This window comes from Oerskovia douganii, from assembly GCF_015142735.1.
Lineage (GTDB): Bacteria > Actinomycetota > Actinomycetes > Actinomycetales > Cellulomonadaceae > Oerskovia > Oerskovia douganii.
The window spans coordinates 1-18,495 of the sequence record NZ_JACSPN010000024.1 but is presented as its reverse complement, the minus strand read 5'-3'; the positions used below and the strand labels follow the sequence as shown (position 1 = coordinate 18,495).

The window sequence follows — 18,495 nt, the reverse complement described above, 5'->3', positions numbered from 1 at the left end:
GCAGGTCGTCGACCCGCGGGGCGTCCCGGAGGCTCCACGGCCACCGGGGCGCCCCGCGCGGCCGACGGACGACCGGGTAACGCAACGTTTACACGCAGGGTCCGCGCGTTACACCTCCGTCACCGCGCGAGCGTCGGCGGGAAACGCCGCTGGACGACTCTTGACCTGTCCGGCCGCCCGGCTGGCGAGGTGAGAGGCGACAGCGCATGCCCTTCGAACTTGACACTGGAAACACGGCCTGGCTCCTGACGTCGGCCGCCCTGGTGCTGCTGATGACCCCGGCCCTGGCGTTCTTCTACGGCGGCATGGTCCGCGGCAAGAGCGTCCTGAACATGATGATGATGAGCTTCGGCGCGATCGCCGTGGTGGGCATCATCTGGGTGCTGTGGGGCTACTCGATGACCTTCGGGTCCGACGTGGCGGGAGTCTTCGGCAACCCGACCGAGTTCTTCGGTCTGGCCCCCCTGACCGACGACTCGAACAGCCTTCTGGCGGCCAGCGGCGTCCCGGCGCTCGTGGCGGCAGGGTTCCAGGCCACCTTCGCGATCATCACGGTCGCGCTGATCAGCGGCGCGATCGCCGACCGGGCGCGGTTCGGCGCCTGGCTCGTCTTCGCGGGCGTCTGGGTCACCCTGGTCTACTTCCCGCTCGCCCACATGGTGTGGGGCGGCGGCCTGCTCGGCGCAGGCGAGAACGGCATCGCGGCTGCGATCTACGGCGTGACGGACGGGATCGCGAACGTCGCTCCCATCGACTTCGCGGGCGGCACGGTCGTGCACATCAACGCGGGGATCGCCGGCCTGGTGCTCGCCCTGATCATCGGCAAGCGCAAGGGGTTCGGCAAGGAGCCCATGCGTCCCCACAACCTCCCGTTCGTGATGCTCGGCGCAGCACTCCTGTGGTTCGGCTGGTTCGGGTTCAACGCCGGTTCCGCCGGCGCGGCCAACGAGGTCGCGGGTCTGGCCTGGGTCAACACCACGGTCGCGACCTGCGCCGCCATGGCGGCCTGGCTGCTCACCGAGCGTCTGCGCGACGGGCACGCAACGAGCCTCGGTGCGGCGTCCGGCATCGTCGCGGGCCTCGTCGCGATCACCCCGGCTGCCGCGGCGGTCAACCCGATCGGCGCGATCGCGCTCGGTGCCGTCGCCGGCGTCCTGTGCGCCCTCGCGGTGGGTCTCAAGTACCGCTTCGGGTATGACGACTCGCTCGACGTCGTCGGCGTCCACCTGGTCGGTGGCCTGGTCGGCACCGTCCTGATCGGCCTGCTCGCCACCGACACGGGCCTGCTGTACGGCGGAGGGATCGACCAGCTGGTGATCCAGGTCGTCATCGCCCTCGCGGCCGTGATCTTCTCCGGTGTCCTCACGTTCGTCATCGGCACCGTCATCAAGGTGACGATGGGCTGGCGGATCAGCGAGGAGGCCGAGGTCGGCGGGATCGACCTCGCAGAGCACGGTGAGACCGCATACGAGACCATCGCACAGGGTCGTGTCATCCAGGAGGTCAGGGCATGAAGCTCGTCACAGGAATCATCCAGCCGCACCGTCTCGACGACGTGAAGTCCGCGCTCGAGGCCGCAGGGGTCCGCGGCATGACGGTCAGCGAGGCCAGCGGCTACGGCCGGCAGAAGGGCCACACCGAGGTCTACCGCGGTGCGGAGTACACCGTGGACCTGGTCCCGAAGGTTCGGGTGGAGGTCCTCGTCGACGACGAGGACGCCACGACGGTCACCGAGGTCATCGTCAAGGCGGCCCAGACCGGGCGGATCGGGGACGGGAAGGTGTGGACGGTCACGCTCGACGACGTCGCGCGGGTCCGGACCGGCGAGCACGGCTCGGGCGCCCTCTAGGACCTGAGGGCCCGGTCGGGCGGCACGAGCGGTGGCAGCAGGCACGGCGGGGGCGACGGAGGCGGAGCCGAGATGAGTGGACCGGCAGGGGCAGGAGCCACCCGCGACGTCGACCGGCCGCCGGAGGCCCCGCACCCGTCAGGGGTGCGGGGCCTCCGGGCCGAGATGCTCGCGGTGGCTCGCGGGCTCAGCGGCCCGGGGAGCTCGGGGGTGGCGCGTCGGTCGGCGGTCTGCACCGTGGTGACGGACCGGCTGCGGGCGCTGTGGGACGAGGCGACGGCGGGGGAGAGCACCGAGGGCATCGCGCTCGCGGCGGTCGGGAGCCTCGGCCGGGGGGACATGGGGCCCGTGAGCGACCTCGACCTGGTGCTCGTGCACGACGGTCGCCACCACTCGGCCGAGCAGGTCGCGGTGGTCGCGGAGCGGCTCTGGTACCCGTTGTGGGATGCCGGGATCGACCTGGACCATGCGGTGCGCTCGTTGTCCCAGTGCCGTCAGGTCGCGTCCCGGGACGTGCCCGCGGCCGTGGGCTGGCTCGACGTGCGGGCGGTCGCGGGGGACGCGCTCGTGGTCCACCGGGCGGCGTCGGCGGTCCTCACGGACTGGCGGTCGGCGTCGCGTCGCCGGCTGCCGGAGCTGCTGTCGTCCGTCAAGGAGCGGGCCGAGCGGTCGGGCGAGCTCGCGTACCTGATCGAGCCGGACCTCAAGGACGCGCGGGGTGGGATCCGGGACGCGGTCGTGCTGTCGGCGCTGGCCGCGACGTGGCTCACCGACCGCCCGCACGGGACGGTCGACCGCGCGTACGCGCACCTGCTGGACGTGCGTGACGCGGTCCAGGTCGTCACGGGGCGGCACACGAACAGGCTGCTCCTGGCGGACCTCGACGAGGTCGCGCAGGTGAGCGGGTACGACGATCCCGACGAGCTCCTGGCGAGCCTCGCGGCGGCGGGCCGGGAGATCTCCTACGCGCTCGACACCACGGTCCGACGGGCCCGCCAGGCGCTCCAGCGCCCGAGCGTCGCGCGTCGCCCCGTCCTCGTGCGGGGCCGGCGTGCGGCGCCCCGGCTGCGGTCGGTCGGTGACGGCCTCGTCGAGCACGACGGCGAGCTGGTCCTCGCGATCGACGCGCACCCCGAGACGGACCCGTTGCTCGCGCTGCGGGCAGCAGCGACCGCGGCGCGCACGGGCCTGACGCTGTCGCCGGTCTCGGTCAGCAGCCTCGCGCACTGCCCGCCCCTGCCCGAGCCGTGGCCCGCGCTGGCACGGTCGGCCTTCCTGTCCCTCCTGGGGAGCGGACCGGCCCAGGTCGCGGTGTGGGAGGCCCTCGACCTCGTGGGCGTCGTCACGACCTGGATCCCGGAGTGGTCCGGGGTCCGCAACCGGCCGCAGCGTGCCGCGATCCACCGGCACACGGTCGACCGCCACCTCGTCGAGACGGTCGCCCGTGCGGCGCGCGACCGCAGGGCGGTCGAGCGCGGCGACCTGCTGCTGCTCTCGGCCCTGTTCCACGACATCGGCAAGCGGCGCGGTGCGGGCGACCACTCGGAGGAGGGGGCGCGCCTCGTGCCGGGCATCCTGCGGCGCATGGGCTTCGAGGACGGCGTGCCCGACGACGTCGCGCGCCTCGTGCGCCACCACCTCACCCTGTCGCGGCTCGCCGTCGCGGCGGACCCGGACGACCCGGCGACCGTCGCCGAGCTCGCCGCCGCCGTCGGGCACCGCCGGGACCTCCTCGACGTGCTGCGCGCACTGACCGAGGCCGACTCGTCGTCGCTCGGACCGGCGGGCTGGACGGCGTGGCGGGCGCGCCTGGTGGACGACCTCACGGCCGCGACCCGGGCGACCCTGCCCGAACCGCCGCCCCCGACCGGTAGGCTGGGTACTTCCCTGATTCACGAGCGGTAAGGATGACGCGGTGTTCGCCACGCTGTCAGATCGATTGACGTCGACCTTCAAGAACCTGCGGAGCAAGGGCCGTCTCTCCGAGGCGGACATCGACGCCACGATCCGTGAGATCCGGCGCGCGCTCCTCGACGCGGACGTCGCTGTGCCCGTCGTCAAGGACTTCACCGGCGCGATCCGGGAACGGGCCCTGTCGGCCGAGGTCTCCGGCGCGCTCAACCCTGCCCAGCAGGTCGTCAAGATCGTCAACGAGGAGCTCGTCGCGATCCTCGGCGGCGAGACCCGCGGGCTGCGCCTGGCGAAGAACCCGCCGACCGTCATCATGCTCGCGGGCCTCCAGGGCGCCGGCAAGACGACCCTCGCCGGCAAGCTGGCCCTGCACCTGCGCGAGCAGGGGCACACGCCGCTGCTGGTCGCGGCAGACCTCCAGCGCCCCAACGCGGTCAACCAGCTGTCCGTGGTGGGCGAGCGCGCCGGCGTGCCGGTCTACGCGCCGCTGCCCGGCAACCAGGGGTCCGAGGGGCAGTCCGGCACGAGCGTCGGCGACCCGGTGCAGGTCGCGCGCGACGGCGTCGAGACCGCTCGCCAGCGCCAGCACGACGTCGTGATCGTCGACACCGCGGGCCGCCTCGGCGTCGACGCCGAGCTCATGCGCCAGGCCGCGGACATCCGCGACGCCGTGAACCCCGACGAGATCCTGTTCGTCATCGACGCGATGATCGGTCAGGACGCGGTCGCGACGGCCAAGGCCTTCGAGGAGGGCGTCGACTTCACGGGCGTCGTCCTGTCGAAGCTCGACGGCGACGCGCGCGGTGGTGCGGCCCTGTCGGTCGCACGCGTCACGGGTCGCCCGATCCTCTTCGCGTCGACCGGTGAGAAGCTCACCGACTTCGAGGCCTTCCACCCGGACCGCATGGCGTCGCGCATCCTCGACATGGGCGACGTGCTGACGCTCATCGAGCAGGCCGAGAAGGCGTTCGACGCCGACGAGGCCGCGAAGATGGCCGAGAAGGTCGCCAGCGGGCAGGACTTCACGCTCGCGGACTTCCTCGTCCAGATGCAGCAGATGAAGAACATGGGCTCCATGAAGAAGATGCTCGGCATGCTGCCGGGCATGGGGCAGATGCGTGAGGCGCTCGACAACTTCGACGAGCGCGAGGTCGACCGCATCGAGGCCATCATCCGCTCGATGACCCCCGCCGAGCGGGAGAACCCCAAGATCATCAACGGGTCGCGCCGTGCGCGCATCGCCCGCGGCTCGGGCGTCACGACGAGCGACGTCAACCAGCTCCTCGACCGGTTCGCGGGGGCGCAGAAGATGATGCGCCAGATGAGCCGCGGCGGCGGCATGCCCGGCATGCCGGGCATGGGCAACCTGCCGGGCATGGGGGGCAAGAAGGCCCGCGGCCGCGTCGCGCCTCCCGCCAAGGGACGCAAGGCGAAGTCGGGCAACCCGGCCAAGCGTGCGGCCGAGGAGGCGGCACGCCAGGCGCGCGCCCTGGGCGGCCCGGCCGCACCCAAGGCCGCTCCCGGCGCGGCGTTCGGCGCCCTGGGCGGTGCCAAGAGCGCCCAGAAGTCGCCGGATCCCGCCGATCTCCAGCTCCCGCCCGACCTGGAGAAGTTCCTGGGGCGCTAGCGCGCTAGGTTATGTCCTGCAGGTCACGGTGGCCCTCACCGTGACCTCCGTCCGTCGCGTCCGACCTGTCCGTCCTCAGTCGCCCAGGAGTCGGACGAGCCCGACCGCCCGAGAACTGGGAGACCGATGTCCGCGCTCGAAGGCCCCTCGCTGCACCTCCGGGGGCACATCCTCCTGGGAGACGACCGTGAGGTGTCCGACCTCTGGGTCAAGGACGGTCACGTCACGCTGACCCGTCCCTCCGCGCAGGGGACCAACATGGTCGCGCTCGAGGGATGGGTCCTCCCGGGCCTCGTGGACGTCCACTGCCACGTGGGCCTCGGCAAGGACGGGGCGGTCGACAACGCGACCGCCCAGGCCCAGGCGATCGCCGACCGGGACAGCGGCGCGCTCCTCCTGCGCGACGCCGGCTCCCCGCTCGACACGCGGTGGGTCCGCTCGCGCAAGGACCTGCCGCGCCTCGTGCGGGCCGGTCGGCACATCGCGCGCCCCAAGCGCTACCTGCGGGGCTACGGCCTCGAGCTCGACGACGTCGCGCAGCTCCCCGACGCCGTCCGTCAGGAGGCGCGCGCCGGGGACGGGTGGGTCAAGCTCGTGGGCGACTGGATCGACCGCGACCTGGGTGCCGACGGCGACCTGCGCCCCCTGTGGCCCCAGGACGTGCTGACCGAGGCCGTGGCCGTCGCGCACGCGGAGGCCGCCCGGGTCACGGTGCACGCGTTCTCGAGCGAGGTCGTCCCCTCGCTGCTCGCGGCCGGCGTGGACTGCATCGAGCACGGCACCGGGATCCACCCCGACGACATGTACACGCTGTCCGAGCGGGGCGTCGCCGTGACGCCCACCCTGCTGCAGATCGACGAGTTCGAGAACATCGCCCGCCAGGCCGACGACCGGTACCCGGTCTTCGCCGCGCGCCTCCGGGCCCTGCACGCGCGTCGGCACGAGCAGGTGCGCCTGCTGCACGAGGCCGGCATCCAGCTCCTCGTCGGCACCGACGCGGGCGGGACCATCGGTCACGGCCGCATCGCCGACGAGTGCGCCGCGATGGTCGCCGCCGGGGTCCCGACCGCCGACGTGGTGGCGGCCGCGAGCTGGCAGGGACGCGAGTTCCTGGGGTACGGCGGTCTCGTCGAGGGCTCGAGCGCCGACCTGGTCGTGTACCCGGCGGACCCGCGCGAGAACATCGAGGTCCTGCGGCACCCGACGGCGGTGATCCTGCGCGGGGAGATCGTCGCGCCGGTGTGATCCGGATCCCGACGAGGGGTGTTGGTCGCACCGGGCCGGATCTGGCACAATAGCCGGGTACTCGGCGTGCCCGGCCCCTCTCTCCGCGCAACGCCGTGTCCCGACACCGTGCTCACCTGGTCCCCACCGGGAGGACGCACGGGTCACCTCACCCAGAACCAGGAGAGACCACCACAGTGGCCACCAAGATTCGTTTGAAGCGTCTCGGCAAGATCCGTGCGCCGTACTACCGTGTCGTCGTCGCGGACTCGCGCACCAAGCGTGACGGTCGCGTCATCGAGGAGATCGGCAAGTACCACCCGACCGAGGAGCCGTCGCTCATCGACATCTCCTCCGAGCGTGCGCAGTACTGGCTGAGCGTCGGCGCGCAGCCGACCGAGCAGGTTCTCGTGCTCCTCAAGATCACGGGTGACTGGCAGAAGTTCAAGGGCCTCCCGGGCGCCGAGGGCACCCTGCGCGTCAAGGGCGAGAAGGTCGACCCGGCCGCCGCCATCGAGGCCGCCGCCAAGGACGCCGAGAAGGTCAAGGCCAAGGCTGCCGAGAAGAAGGCCGCCGCTCCTGCCGAGACCGAGTCCGCTGACGCGGCTGAGGCAGCCGAAGAGCAGGCCTGATGCTCGGCGAGGCGCTCGAGCACCTGGTGCGCGGGATCGTGGACAACCCGGACGCCGTCCGGGTCAACGCGAAGCCGCTGCGCCGGGGCGAGCTGCTCGAGGTCCGGGTTCACCCCGAGGACCTCGGCCGCGTCATCGGCCGTGGTGGGCGTACCGCCCGTGCCTTGCGCACGGTGATCGGTGCCCTGTCGGTCGACGGTCCGGTGCGGGTCGACGTCGTCGACGTCGACCGCCGCTGACGACGGCTGAGCGCAAGCCGATACACAGCACGACGTGACGGTTCCGACCGTCGCGCTGACGAGGCCCGGTCCCCCTCAGGGTGGACCGGGCCTCGTCGTCTGCCCGGCACCTGCCCGCCCCCTGCCGCCCGACGGACGTGCGACCGCGTCGTGCGGGTGCCACGGTGGGAACGCCAGGTCGCCGGCCCCCGGCACGATCCGCTGCACGACGAGCACGAACACGACGAGAAGGAGCACAGGATGCAGCTCACGGTGGCCCGTATCGGCCGCGCCCACGGACTGCGCGGCGAGGTCGCGCTGGACATGCGCACCGACAACCCCGAGGCGCGTCTCGTCGTCGGGTCCACGATCGACACCGAGCCCGCCGAGGCCGGCCCGCTGACGATCGAGCGTGCACGCCTGCACCAGGGCAAGTGGCTCGTGACGTTCGCGGGCGTGACCGACCGGTCCGCGGCCGAGCGCATGCGGGGCATCACGCTCGTCGTGGAGGCCGACGTGTCCGACGAGGAGGACGCCTGGTACCCGCACGAGCTCGTGGGGCTGCGCGTCGAGCTCGAGGACGGGACCGTCGTGGGTGAGGTGCTGGGCCTCGAGCACCTGCCCGCGCACGACCTGCTCGTGATCAGGGAGACCGACGGCGCGCGCACGCTCGTGCCGTTCGTGCACGCGATCGTGCCCGTGGTCGACGTGCCGGGTGGGCGCGTCGTGCTCGACCCTCCGGGCGGCCTCCTGGCGCGGGACGCCGACCGGCTCGAGGTCGCGGAGCCCACGCCGGGCTCGGGCGACCTCGACGACGACGCGGCGGGCACCGACGGCACGGACGGGACGAACGACTGACGTGCGCATCGACATCGTCTCGATCTTCCCCGAGTACCTCGCGGCCCTCGACCTCTCGCTCGTCGGCAAGGCGCGCGTCGCCGGCCTGCTCGACCTGCGCGTCCACGACCTGCGCGACTGGACGACCGACCGGCACCGCACGGTCGACGACACGCCGTTCGGCGGGGGAGCGGGCATGGTCATGCGGCCCGACGTGTGGGGCCAGGCCCTCGACGAGCTGACCGCGACCGGACCCGCGCACCTGGTGGTCCCGACGCCGTCGGGCACGACGTTCACCCAGCGCACCGCGGAAGCCCTCGCGACCGAGGAGCAGCTGGTGTTCGCGTGCGGGCGCTACGAGGGGATCGACGCGCGCGTCGCCGAGCACTACCGTGCTGCGGGCCACCGCGTGAGCGAGCTCTCGATCGGCGACTACGTGCTCAACGGCGGCGAGGTCGCCTCGCTCGTCATGGTCGAGGCCGTCGCACGCCTCCTGCCGGGCGTGATCGGCAACCCCGAGTCGCTCGTCGAGGAGTCGCACGGCGCGGCCGGCCTGCTCGAGTACCCCGTCTACACCAAGCCGCCCGTCTGGTCCGACCTCGAGGTGCCCGAGGTGCTGCTCTCGGGTCACCACGCGAAGATCAGCCGGTGGCGCCGCGACCGGGCGCTCGAGAAGACGTCCGCGCGCCGCCCCGACCTGATCGAGGCGCTCGACCCGGGCCACCTGGACAAGCACGACAGGGCGTTCCTCGCGACGCTCGGCTGGGAGGTCCGCGGCGGAGCGCTGCGCCGGGAGGGCGGACGGGACGAGCCGCGCCCCGAGGCCACCGTCGGCGGTGTGGCAGAATAGACCCTTGGTGTGCGCCGGTCGGGCCTCTGCCACAGGGGAAGCCCACCGCACGTCCGCGTGCGCGACCGATCACATGCGCCCACCACCCTTGTACTGAACCGGACCCACCTCGCGGTGGGCCACGAGAACGCGTCTGACCTGTGGCAGGGCGGGGAGAGATCAATGCACACGCTGGACAGCGTCGACGCAGCATCGCTGCGTAGCGACATCCCGGAGTTCCGGGCCGGAGACACCGTCAAGGTCAACGTCAAGGTCGTCGAGGGCAACCGCTCTCGTGTCCAGGCGTTCCAGGGCGTCGTCATCGGCCGCCAGGGTGGCGGCATCCGCGAGACCTTCACGGTCCGCAAGATCAGCTTCAGCGTCGGCGTGGAGCGTACCTTCCCGGTGCACTCCCCGACCCTCGAGTCGATCGAGCTCGTCACGCGCGGTGACGTCCGTCGCGCCAAGCTGTACTACCTGCGCAAGCTGCGCGGCAAGAAGGCGAAGATCAAGGAGAAGCGCGACGCGCTCCCCTCGAAGTGATCTGCGCCTGACGTCACGTCAGGCTCGTCACACGTCCACGGGCGGCCACCTCTCGAAGGTGGCCGCCCGTCGGCGTCCCAGGGGTGGTCGGCCGCCGCAGGGCGGGCGCACGGCGGGTCGCTCCCGGTTTCGCCCGACGGCCCGCGCAATGGCACAGTGAGCGCGTGACAGACAGCGCCGCACCGGCCCCCATCCGACCCGAACCCGCCGTGGGCGGGTCACCGGCCGCGGAGCCGGACACGAGGAGCCCCATGGAACAGCCCGCGGGCCCGACCCCCCGGCGGGGGTCGATGCTGCGCGAGACCGTCATCATCCTGGTCAGCGCGCTCGTCCTGTCCTGGCTGATCAAGACGTTCCTGGTGCAGGCCTTCTTCATCCCGAGCGCATCCATGGAGGACACCCTGGTCGAGGGGGACCGCGTCATGGTCTCGCGCCTGGTCCCCGACGCGTTCGACGTGCACCGCGGCGACGTGGTGGTGTTCAAGGACCCCGGTGGCTGGCTGCCGCCCTACGTCGCCCCCGACCGCGGACCGGTCGGCAACACCGTGACGTCGGCCATGACGTTCGTCGGCCTCCTGCCCCAGGACACGGGCGAGCACCTCATCAAGCGCGTCATCGGCACGGCGGGCGACCACGTCGTGTGCTGCGACGCGCAGGGCCGCGTGAGCGTCAACGGCCAGCCCGTCGACGAGACGTACATCAAGCCGGGGTCGGTCCCGAGCCAGGACCCTTTCGACGTGGTGGTCCCGGAGGGCATGCTGTTCGTCATGGGCGACAACCGTCAGCACTCGGCCGACTCCCGGTACAACACCGGCAAGCCGGGCGGCGGGTTCGTGCCGGTGAGCAACGTCGTGGGGACCGCGTTCGTCAAGGTGTGGCCGCTCACCGACCTCACGCTCATGCGCAACCCGGGCGACGTCTTCGCGGAGGTGCCGGAGCCGTGACGACCGACCTGGGTTCCCCGCTCGGCGTCGGTGCCCCGGCCCCCGCCGCGCGCCGCACCGCCCGCACGACGCCCACCAAGCGATCGACCGGTCCCAAGCCCCCGACGCTGCGGCACGAGCGCGCGATCCTCGACTCGGGCGCACGCTTCGTCGCGGGCATGGACGAGGTCGGACGCGGTGCCCTGGCCGGTCCGGTCAGCGTGGGGGTCGTCGTCGTCGACCTGGGCACGGGAGCCTTCCCCCAGGGGCTGACCGACTCCAAGATGCTCACGCCCGCGGCCCGGGAAGCTCTGCTGCCCGCCGTGCGGGGGTGGGGGCTCGCCTGGGCCGTGGGGCACGCGGGCCCCGCCGAGATCGACGCGCACGGCATCGTCGCGGCGCTGCGCCTGGCCGGGCGCCGCGCGCTGGCCCAGGTGCGCCGGTCCCTCGGTCCGGTCGACGCGGTCCTGCTCGACGGCAAGCACGACTGGCTGACCCGTCCCAGCGTGGACCTCTTCGAGGCCTTCGACCTCGACCCCGACGGGGACCTCGGCGCGCTCCCGGACCCGGCCGTGCGCACGCTCGTCAAGGCGGACCTCCAGTGCGCGTCGGTCGCCGCCGCGAGCGTGCTCGCCAAGTGCGAGCGCGACGGACTCATGACCGGGCTGGCCCGCCAGTACCCGGCCTACGGGTGGGACGGCAACAAGGGGTACGGCTCGGCCGTGCACGTCGAGGCGCTCAAGGCTCACGGCCCGACGCCGCAGCACCGGCGCAGCTGGCGGCTCCCGGAGCGCGACGAGGGCTGAGGGCAGGGGACGGGTCGGTGCGGTCCGGCGAGACGCGGGCACCCGGACCACGGGCGCGCGCCGCGCGCACCCGGCCGACGATCCGGGGTTGTGGCACCCGATGGTCCATGATGGTGCAGTGAGCGCCGAAGACCTCGAGAACTATGAGACCGAGATGGAGCTGGCCCTCTACCGCGAGTATCGCGATGTGGTGGGCCTGTTCTCCTACGTGGTCGAGACAGAACGACGTTTCTACCTGGCGAACCAGGTGGACCTTCAGGTCAGGTCGGCTGCCGGCGAGGTGTACTTCGAGCTGCGGCTCGCGGACGCCTGGGTGTGGGACGTGTACCGCTCCGCGCGGTTCGTGAAGTCGGTGCGCGTGGTGACGTTCAAGGACGTCAACGTCGAGGAGCTGGCCAAGGCCGAGCTCCAGCTCTAGGAGCACGTCGGCGGCCGCTCGGGCGCGGCGGAACGTACGACCCGCCGTCGCCCGTGCCCCGAGCCGTGCACAGGGCCTCGGCCCTCACGGTTCTCCACAACCGACGCATCATCCCCTCCCGATCGCACCCCGTACCGGTCAGGGTGGGCGCCGGAGGTGGGACATGAGAGCGAAGGACGCTGTCGGCCGGTACGGGGAGAAGGTCGCCGCGGCGCACCTGGTCGAGGCCGGCTGGGTGGTGCTGGACCGCAACTGGCGCGGCACACGGGGTGAGCTGGACCTGGTCGCCCGCGACGGCGACGTCCTGGTCGTCGTCGAGGTCAAGACCCGTCGCGGTACGGCCTACGGCCACCCGGCGGAGGCGGTGACGGTCGACAAGCTGGCCCGCTTGCGCCGACTGACGGGCGAGTGGATCACGACCCACCAGGTGCGGCCCGCGTCCGTGCGCATCGACGTGGTGGCGGTCACGCTGCCCGCCGCGGGGGCCGCGCACGTCGAGCACCTCGTCGGGGTCAGCTGATGTCCCTCGGCACGACGTTCGCGGTCTCCCTCGTGGGGCTCTCGGGGCACCTGGTCGAGGTGCAGGCGCACCTCGCGGCCTCGGTCCCGGGGTTCACCCTGGTCGGGCTGCCCGACACCGCGCTGTCGGAGTCGCGCGACCGCGTCCGCGCAGCGATCGCCTCCTCGGGCATCGAGTGGCCCCAGCGGAAGATCACGGTCAACCTGTCGCCCGCCTCGCTGCCCAAGGCCGGGTCGGGGTTCGACGTCGCCATCGCGGTCGCCATGCTCGCCGGAGCCCGCAGGATCTCGGTCGCGGACCCCGAGCGCGTGGTCCACATCGGCGAGCTCGGGCTCGACGGCAGGCTCCAGTCCGTCCGCGGGGTGCTTCCCGCCGTCGCCGCCGCGGTCGCGGCCGGGCTGCGCGACGTCGTCGTGCCCGCGCAGGACGCCGACGAGGCACGCCTCGTCCCGGGCGCCCGGGTCGTCGGGGTCGGGAGCCTCGCCGAGATCGCGGCGCTCTACGGCGCCGAGGTCCCCGGCATCGTGCTGCCGTCCGCGACCGCGCGTCCCACCCGCAGCGGCGTCGCACGACGGGCCGAGGGAGACCTGCGCGACGTCCTGGGGCAGGAGCAGGCGCGGCGAGCACTCGAGGTCTCGGCCGCGGGCGGTCACCACCTGCTCCTCGTCGGGCCGCCCGGGGCGGGCAAGACCATGCTCGCGTCCCGGATCACGGGCATCCTGCCCGACCTCGACGAGTCGGAGGCCGTCGAGGTCACGGCCGTGCACTCCGTGGCAGGGGTCTTCGACCCGGGACAGGGCCTCATCCGTCGGCCGCCCTACGAGGACCCGCACCACACCGCGACCGCGGCCGCGATCGTGGGAGGGGGCAGCGGGCTGCCGCGCCCCGGGGCCGCGTCGAGGGCGCACCGCGGCGTCCTGTTCCTCGACGAGGCCCCTGAGTTCGGGTCCCGCGTCCTGCAGACCCTGCGCCAGCCGCTCGAGCACGGGGAGCTCGTGATCCACCGCGCGGCCGGGTCGGCACGCTACCCGGCGCGCTTCCAGCTGGTCCTGGCCGCCAACCCGTGCCCGTGCGGCCTGGGCATCGGCAAGGGGCTCGAGTGCTCGTGCAGCCCGCTGGTCCGACGCCGGTACTTCGCCCGCCTGTCGGGCCCGCTGCTCGACCGCGTCGACGTGCAGGTCGAGGTGCGCCCCGTCTCCCGGGTCGACCGTGGGGGCGGGACCGACGTCGAGTCGAGCGCGACCGTCGCGGCCCGGGTCGCAGCGGCCCGGGCCGCCGCCAGGGCGCGGCTCGCAGGAACCCCGTGGGTCACGAACGCCGAGGTGCCCGGCACCTGGCTGCGTGAACGGCTGGGACCCGACCCGGGCCTGCTCGCGGGTATCGACGCGGCCCTGGACCGGGGCACGCTCTCGCTCCGCGGCGCCGACCGGGTCCTGCGGCTGGCCTGGACCGTGGCGGACCTCGCGGGCCGCGGCGCACCGAGCAGGGGAGACGTCGGCCAGGGGCTCGCGCTGCGGACCCGAGGACACCATGGCTGACCGGGGCAAGGTCGCGGCCGCCCCGTCGTTCGACGCGAGCGACCCGCTGCTCGCCCGGGCGGCCTGGAGCCGGGTGGCCGAGCCCGGGGACCCGGTCGCGGGGGCGCTCGTCACGCACCTGGGAGCGCCGGACGCCCTGGCCTGGCTCTACGAGGCGGCTGCCGACGCGAGCCCGTTCGTGCCCGGGGCGCTCGCGCGCGGGCAGGACCGCCCGGCGGTCGAGCGCGTGCTGCGGGCCGTGGAGCGGTGGCGGGGCAGGCTGGCGGTGCTCGACCCGGTCCGGGAGATGCGGGCCCTCGACCAGCTCGGGGGTGCGCTCCTCGTGCCCGGCGACCCCCGGTGGCCGACGTCGGTCGACGCGCTGGGCGACGTCGCGCCCCTCGCGCTGTGGGTCCGGGGGGAGACGGACCTCGCCGGGCTCTCGCGGCGCTCCGTCGCGCTCGTGGGAGCTCGCGCGTGCACCGAGTACGGGAGGCACGTCGCAGCCGACCTGGCTTCCGGCCTGGTCGACCGACGCTTCACGGTCGTCTCCGGCGGGGCGTACGGGATCGACGCCAGCGCCCACCGTGGCGCGATCGTCGCGCAGGGGCGCACGGTCGCGTTCCTCGCGGGCGGCGTCGACCGCCTCTACCCCGCGGGGAACACCGACCTCCTGCGGGCGGTCCTGGACACGGGGAGCCTCGTCAGCGAGGTGCCACCTGGATCGGTCCCGAGCCGCGTCCGCTTCCTGCAGCGCAACCGGCTCATCGCAGCGTTCTCGCGGGCGACCGTCGTCGTGGAGGCGGCCTGGCGCTCCGGCGCGCTCAGCACCGCGACGCACGCCTCCGCACTGCTCCGTCCCGTGGGGGCGGTGCCCGGGCCGGTCACCTCGATGGCCTCCGGTGGCTGCCACCAGCTCCTGCGGGACGCGAAGGCCGTGTGCGTGACCGACGTGGACGAGGTGGCCGAGCTCGCCGGGCACGTCGGGGCGGACGCGCCGCCCCCGCGGGAGGGAGCGTCCGCCCCGCAGGACGGCCTCGACGAGCTCGGCACGAGGCTCTGGGACGCCCTCCCGCTGCGCGCCTACGCCGCCGTGGACTCCGTGGCGCGGGCAGCGGGACTCGGGGTCGACGAGACGTTGGGCGGTCTCGGCCACCTGGAGCTCGTCGGGCTCGCCACCCAGTCCGGCGGTCGGTGGCGACGGGCAGCCCGGCCGTCGCAGGGCGTGGGGTCCACGGCCCGAGGTGGCTGACCAGGGACACTGGGGTCATGAGGACACCGGGGACATGAGCCGCGAGACCGAGCAGCGCCGGAGCGTCTCCCGCACCGCGCCCCGCCCCGCGCCGGGGAGCGGCCCGACGCCGGAGGCCGAGCCCGCTCAGGGTGCCGAGCCTGCACAGGCACCCGACGCGCGGCACCTCCCGCCTGCGCTCGCCACCGCTGTGGCCGAGTTCGAGCAGCATCTCGACGTCCAGCGCGGCCTCTCGACCCACACGGTGCGCGCCTACACGGGCGACGTCCGGTCGTTGCTGTCCCGCGCCGTCGAGACCGGGGTGCGGGGCCTCGACGACGTCGACATCGCGGTCCTGCGCGACTGGCTCGCGGACCTCGGCGCTCGCGACCTCGCCCGCACCACGATGGCCCGCAGGGGAGCGGCCGCCCGTGCCTTCTTCGCCTGGACGACGAGCACCGGACGCACCGCGCACAACCCGGCCCTCCGGCTCGCGAGCCCCAAGGTCGCGCGACACCTGCCGACCGTCCTCGCGGTCGACGCCGCCACCCACCTCATGGAGACCGCCCGAGACGCAGCGGCCGACGGTGACCCGGCGCGCCTGCGCGAGTGGGTCGCCGTCGAGGTCCTCTACGCGTCGGGGCTCCGCGTGGCCGAGCTCGTGGGCATCGACGTCGACGACGTCGACCTCGGTGAGCGGACCCTGCGCGTCGTGGGCAAGGGCGACAAGGAGCGCGTCGTGCCGTTCGGCGTCCCGGCGGGTCGCGCGCTCCGCCGCTGGCTCGACGTGGGGCGCCCAGCGCTCGCCGTCCCGGGCTCCGGTCCTGCCCTCCTCCTGGGGGAGCGGGGGCGCCGCTGGGGGCAGCGGCAGGCGCGCGAGACGGTGCACCGTCTCGCGGCGCTCGCGGGCGTCGACGACGTCGCCCCCCACGACCTGCGGCACAGCGCCGCGACACACCTGCTCCAGGGAGGGTCCGACCTGCGCAGCGTCCAGGAGGTGCTCGGCCATGCCACGCTCTCCACGACGCAGCGCTACACGCACGTGAGCGCGGACCGGCTGCGCGCCTCGTTCGAGCAGGCCTTCCCGCGGGCGTGACGGGGCGCTGAACGGCCGGCCCGGGCCGGGGGCCGTCGTCGGGGCGACGGACGCGTGCTGAGCGGTGGACGGGCCCCGACCCCGCTCAGCGCAGGGGGAGCAGCACGATCGGCTCCCGCGGCCCGAGCAGTGCGAGCGGGTCGAGGTACGTCTCGCCGCGTCGCACGCCCCAGTGCACGCACGACGCGGGCAGGCAGTGGCCGGCCCCCGCCGGACCAGCCCCGTCCGCAGGTGCCGTGGCGTCGGGCCCGTCCGAACCCTGGACCGTCCCGACGGCCTGCCCACGGTGCACCCTGGTCCCCGCCGCGACGGTCCCGTCGACGGGCTCGAGGGAGGTCCGCAGGCCGTCGTAGTGCAGGACGACCACGACCCCACGGTCCACGACCGTCCCGGCGAACGTCACGACCCCGGACGCGGGTGCCACCACGGCAGCCCCCTGCGGGGCGGCGAGGTCGACGCCACGATGCCCGGCGAGCCAGTCCTGGTCCGGAGGGAGGAACGCGCGGAGCACGACGGGCTCTCCCTCGACGGGCGACGTCCACCCGGCCTGTGCCGGGCCGGGGTCACCGGCCGCCCGTGCCGGCAGGACGGCCAGAGGCGGGAGCAGCGAGAGCGCGACGGCGAGCGCGGCCACCCGTGCCCTCAGCCGACCGGTTCGCGGTCCCCGGCCGCGCCGTGCTGCGACACCCGCACCGGCCGAGGCGGGAACCTCTGCGCGTCCGCCCCGCCCGCGCGACGCCCGCCCCCGCGACGCCCCTCCCGGGGCCTCGCGGGGCGGGCCGGCAGCACGACGGGTGCGGCGCCGTCGGGCAGGGGAGGACGGCCGTGCGGACGGCCTGGGAGACTGGTGGGAGGGCGTCATCGCCCGAGCCTCGCGCACGAGCGTGCGCGCCGGTCGAGCGCCCGCCCGGCCTGTGGAGGGGGCGCCGGTCGGCGGAGCTGTGCACGGGTCGGGCCGTCGCCCGCGATCAGGTAGACTTAACGCCGCGATCGGCACGTTCATTCGGACGGCCTCCCAGCACCTCCGACGGACCCCGGCGGAGAGGCGACGGGCCCCCGTTGCGCGCCGTCGACTTCGCGCGTCACTTCCCCGCCACCCCGCCCGACAGGGCAAGGGGCCGGGGGCTGCCACGACATCGGTCCGGACCCTCGTTCGCCAGGGTCCGGCGTCCAACGGCGGTGTGGCGCCAGGGGTGCAGGGCCAATCCCGGCCGGCACCGACAACCGGAAAGCACCGACCGGACGCACCGCGACCGGTCGGACGAATGAGCGTGAGCAGCGGGAGGATCCCGCGTCACGCCTGAAAGGAAGTGCCATGGCCGTCGTGACCATGCGCCAGCTCCTCGACAGCGGAGTCCACTTCGGACACCAGACCCGCCGCTGGAACCCGAAGATGAAGCGCTTCATCTTCACGGAGCGCAACGGCATCTACATCGTCGACCTGCAGCAGTCGCTGTCGTACATCGACCGCGCCTACGAGTTCGTCAAGGAGACCGTCGCCCACGGTGGCACGATCCTCTTCGTCGGCACCAAGAAGCAGGCGCAGGAGCCCGTCGCCGAGCAGGCCGCTCGTGTCGGCATGCCCTACGTGAACCACCGCTGGCTCGGTGGCATGCTCACCAACTTCACCACGGTGCACAAGCGTCTGCAGCGTATGAAGGAGCTCGAGGAGATCGACTTCGACGACGTCGCAGGCTCCGGGCTCACCAAGAAGGAGCTGCTCGTCCTCCGTCGCGAGAAGGACAAGCTGACCCGCACCCTGGGCGGCATCCGCGACATGGCGAAGGTCCCCTCCGCCGTCTGGATCGTCGACACCAACAAGGAGCACCTGGCCGTCGACGAGGCGCGCAAGCTGCGCATCCCGATCGTCGCGATCCTGGACACCAACTGCGACCCCGACGTCGTCGACTACAAGATCCCGGGCAACGACGACGCGATCCGCGCCGTCACGCTGCTGACCCGCGTGATCGCCGACGCCGCGGCCGAGGGCCTGCTCCAGCGCCACTCGGGCAACCGCACGGGCGCCGAGGCCGGGTCGGCCACCGAGGCAGAGCCTCTCGCCGAGTGGGAGCGCGAGCTCCTCGCCGGTGCCGAGGCGGAGACCGCCGTGGAGACCGCAGCCGCCGCTGAGGTCGTCGCCGAGGCAGCAGCCGAGACGGCCGTCGAGGCCGAGGTCGTCGCCGAGGCAGCCGCTGAGGTCGCCGTCGAGGCCGAGGTCGAGGCAGAGGCAGCCGTCGAGGCAGCCGCCGAGGCCCCCGCCGAAGAGGCCGACGAGTCCAAGTGACGACGTGGTGCGCGCCCCTCTCCGGAGGGG

At 73.6% G+C, this 18,495-nt stretch carries 19 protein-coding genes; 18 read left to right on the top strand and 1 reads right to left on the bottom strand.

Annotation, left to right across the window (positions count from 1 at the left end):
* Nucleotides 1–206 precede the first annotated feature (206 nt).
* The 17 genes from H9623_RS15705 to H9623_RS15625 all read left to right on the top strand — a co-directional run bounded on the left by H9623_RS15705 (nucleotide 207) and on the right by H9623_RS15625 (nucleotide 16,181).
* On the top strand, nucleotides 207–1,514 hold the full coding sequence (locus H9623_RS15705) for an ammonium transporter (RefSeq protein WP_193720956.1): 1,308 nt from the start codon (nucleotides 207–209) through the stop codon (nucleotides 1,512–1,514).
* The gene (locus tag H9623_RS15700; RefSeq protein ID WP_193720955.1) at nucleotides 1,511–1,849 is read left to right on the top strand and encodes a P-II family nitrogen regulator; all 339 of its coding nucleotides are present in this window, start codon (nucleotides 1,511–1,513) and stop codon (nucleotides 1,847–1,849) included. The genes H9623_RS15705 and H9623_RS15700 overlap by 4 nt, the downstream gene beginning before the upstream one ends.
* Nucleotides 1,850–1,921: 72 nt before the next feature.
* On the top strand, nucleotides 1,922–3,754 hold the full coding sequence (locus H9623_RS15695) for a [protein-PII] uridylyltransferase (protein ID WP_193720954.1): 1,833 nt from the start codon (nucleotides 1,922–1,924) through the stop codon (nucleotides 3,752–3,754).
* Between the two features lie 10 nt (nucleotides 3,755–3,764).
* Nucleotides 3,765–5,387: a signal recognition particle protein gene (gene ffh, locus H9623_RS15690; RefSeq protein ID WP_193720953.1), complete on the top strand. Its 1,623-nt coding sequence runs from the start codon at nucleotides 3,765–3,767 to the stop codon at nucleotides 5,385–5,387.
* Between the two features lie 126 nt (nucleotides 5,388–5,513).
* The gene (locus H9623_RS15685; protein WP_193720952.1) at nucleotides 5,514–6,632 is read left to right on the top strand and encodes an amidohydrolase family protein; all 1,119 of its coding nucleotides are present in this window, start codon (nucleotides 5,514–5,516) and stop codon (nucleotides 6,630–6,632) included.
* A gap of 176 nt (nucleotides 6,633–6,808) precedes the next feature.
* Nucleotides 6,809–7,243 carry a 30S ribosomal protein S16 gene (gene rpsP / locus H9623_RS15680; protein ID WP_193720951.1) on the top strand — a complete coding sequence of 145 codons (435 nt, stop codon included), beginning with the start codon at nucleotides 6,809–6,811 and terminating at the stop codon, nucleotides 7,241–7,243.
* Entirely contained in the window at nucleotides 7,243–7,482 is a 240-nt protein-coding gene (locus tag H9623_RS15675) for an RNA-binding protein (protein ID WP_030150613.1), read from the top strand. The genes rpsP and H9623_RS15675 overlap by 1 nt, the downstream gene beginning before the upstream one ends.
* Before the next feature lie 240 nt (nucleotides 7,483–7,722).
* Nucleotides 7,723–8,319, top strand: a complete 597-nt coding sequence (gene rimM / locus H9623_RS15670) for a ribosome maturation factor RimM (RefSeq protein ID WP_193720950.1) — start codon at nucleotides 7,723–7,725, stop codon at nucleotides 8,317–8,319.
* A 1-nt stretch (nucleotide 8,320) separates the two neighbouring features.
* On the top strand, nucleotides 8,321–9,148 hold the full coding sequence (gene trmD, locus H9623_RS15665; protein ID WP_193720949.1) for a tRNA (guanosine(37)-N1)-methyltransferase TrmD: 828 nt from the start codon (nucleotides 8,321–8,323) through the stop codon (nucleotides 9,146–9,148).
* 162 nt (nucleotides 9,149–9,310) lie between these two features.
* Nucleotides 9,311–9,670 (top strand): 50S ribosomal protein L19, encoded by a 360-nt coding sequence (rplS, locus tag H9623_RS15660; RefSeq protein ID WP_193720948.1) that lies wholly within the window; start codon nucleotides 9,311–9,313, stop codon nucleotides 9,668–9,670.
* Between the two features lie 251 nt (nucleotides 9,671–9,921).
* Complete coding sequence (lepB, locus tag H9623_RS15655) at nucleotides 9,922–10,614, top strand: signal peptidase I (protein ID WP_227748759.1); 693 nt, start codon at nucleotides 9,922–9,924, stop codon at nucleotides 10,612–10,614.
* A complete protein-coding gene (locus H9623_RS15650) occupies nucleotides 10,611–11,399 on the top strand; it encodes a ribonuclease HII (protein ID WP_407671942.1) in 789 nt (262 codons plus the stop codon). The genes lepB and H9623_RS15650 overlap by 4 nt, the downstream gene beginning before the upstream one ends.
* 118 nt (nucleotides 11,400–11,517) lie before the next feature.
* Entirely contained in the window at nucleotides 11,518–11,817 is a 300-nt protein-coding gene (locus H9623_RS15645) for a DUF2469 domain-containing protein (protein WP_024840525.1), read from the top strand.
* Between the two features lie 163 nt (nucleotides 11,818–11,980).
* The gene (locus H9623_RS15640) at nucleotides 11,981–12,337 is read left to right on the top strand and encodes a YraN family protein (protein ID WP_193720947.1); all 357 of its coding nucleotides are present in this window, start codon (nucleotides 11,981–11,983) and stop codon (nucleotides 12,335–12,337) included.
* Nucleotides 12,337–13,875 carry a YifB family Mg chelatase-like AAA ATPase gene (locus H9623_RS15635; RefSeq protein WP_193720946.1) on the top strand — a complete coding sequence of 513 codons (1,539 nt, stop codon included), beginning with the start codon at nucleotides 12,337–12,339 and terminating at the stop codon, nucleotides 13,873–13,875. The genes H9623_RS15640 and H9623_RS15635 overlap by 1 nt, the downstream gene beginning before the upstream one ends.
* The gene (gene dprA / locus H9623_RS15630) at nucleotides 13,868–15,106 is read left to right on the top strand and encodes a DNA-processing protein DprA (RefSeq protein WP_193720945.1); all 1,239 of its coding nucleotides are present in this window, start codon (nucleotides 13,868–13,870) and stop codon (nucleotides 15,104–15,106) included. Before H9623_RS15635 ends, dprA begins: the two co-directional genes overlap by 8 nt.
* Nucleotides 15,107–15,140: 34 nt before the next feature.
* The gene (locus H9623_RS15625; protein ID WP_193720944.1) at nucleotides 15,141–16,181 is read left to right on the top strand and encodes a tyrosine recombinase XerC; all 1,041 of its coding nucleotides are present in this window, start codon (nucleotides 15,141–15,143) and stop codon (nucleotides 16,179–16,181) included.
* A gap of 85 nt (nucleotides 16,182–16,266) precedes the next feature.
* Here the strand turns inward: H9623_RS15625 and H9623_RS19630 are convergent, their stop codons facing one another.
* Complete coding sequence (locus H9623_RS19630) at nucleotides 16,267–16,815, bottom strand: peptidoglycan DD-metalloendopeptidase family protein (protein ID WP_321575481.1); 549 nt, start codon at nucleotides 16,813–16,815, stop codon at nucleotides 16,267–16,269.
* A 681-nt stretch (nucleotides 16,816–17,496) separates the two neighbouring features.
* Between H9623_RS19630 and rpsB the strand changes: the two genes are divergently transcribed.
* Nucleotides 17,497–18,465, top strand: coding sequence for a 30S ribosomal protein S2 (gene rpsB / locus H9623_RS15615; RefSeq protein ID WP_193720942.1), 969 nt, complete (start codon nucleotides 17,497–17,499; stop codon nucleotides 18,463–18,465).
* The last annotated feature ends 30 nt before the right edge of the window (nucleotides 18,466–18,495 follow it).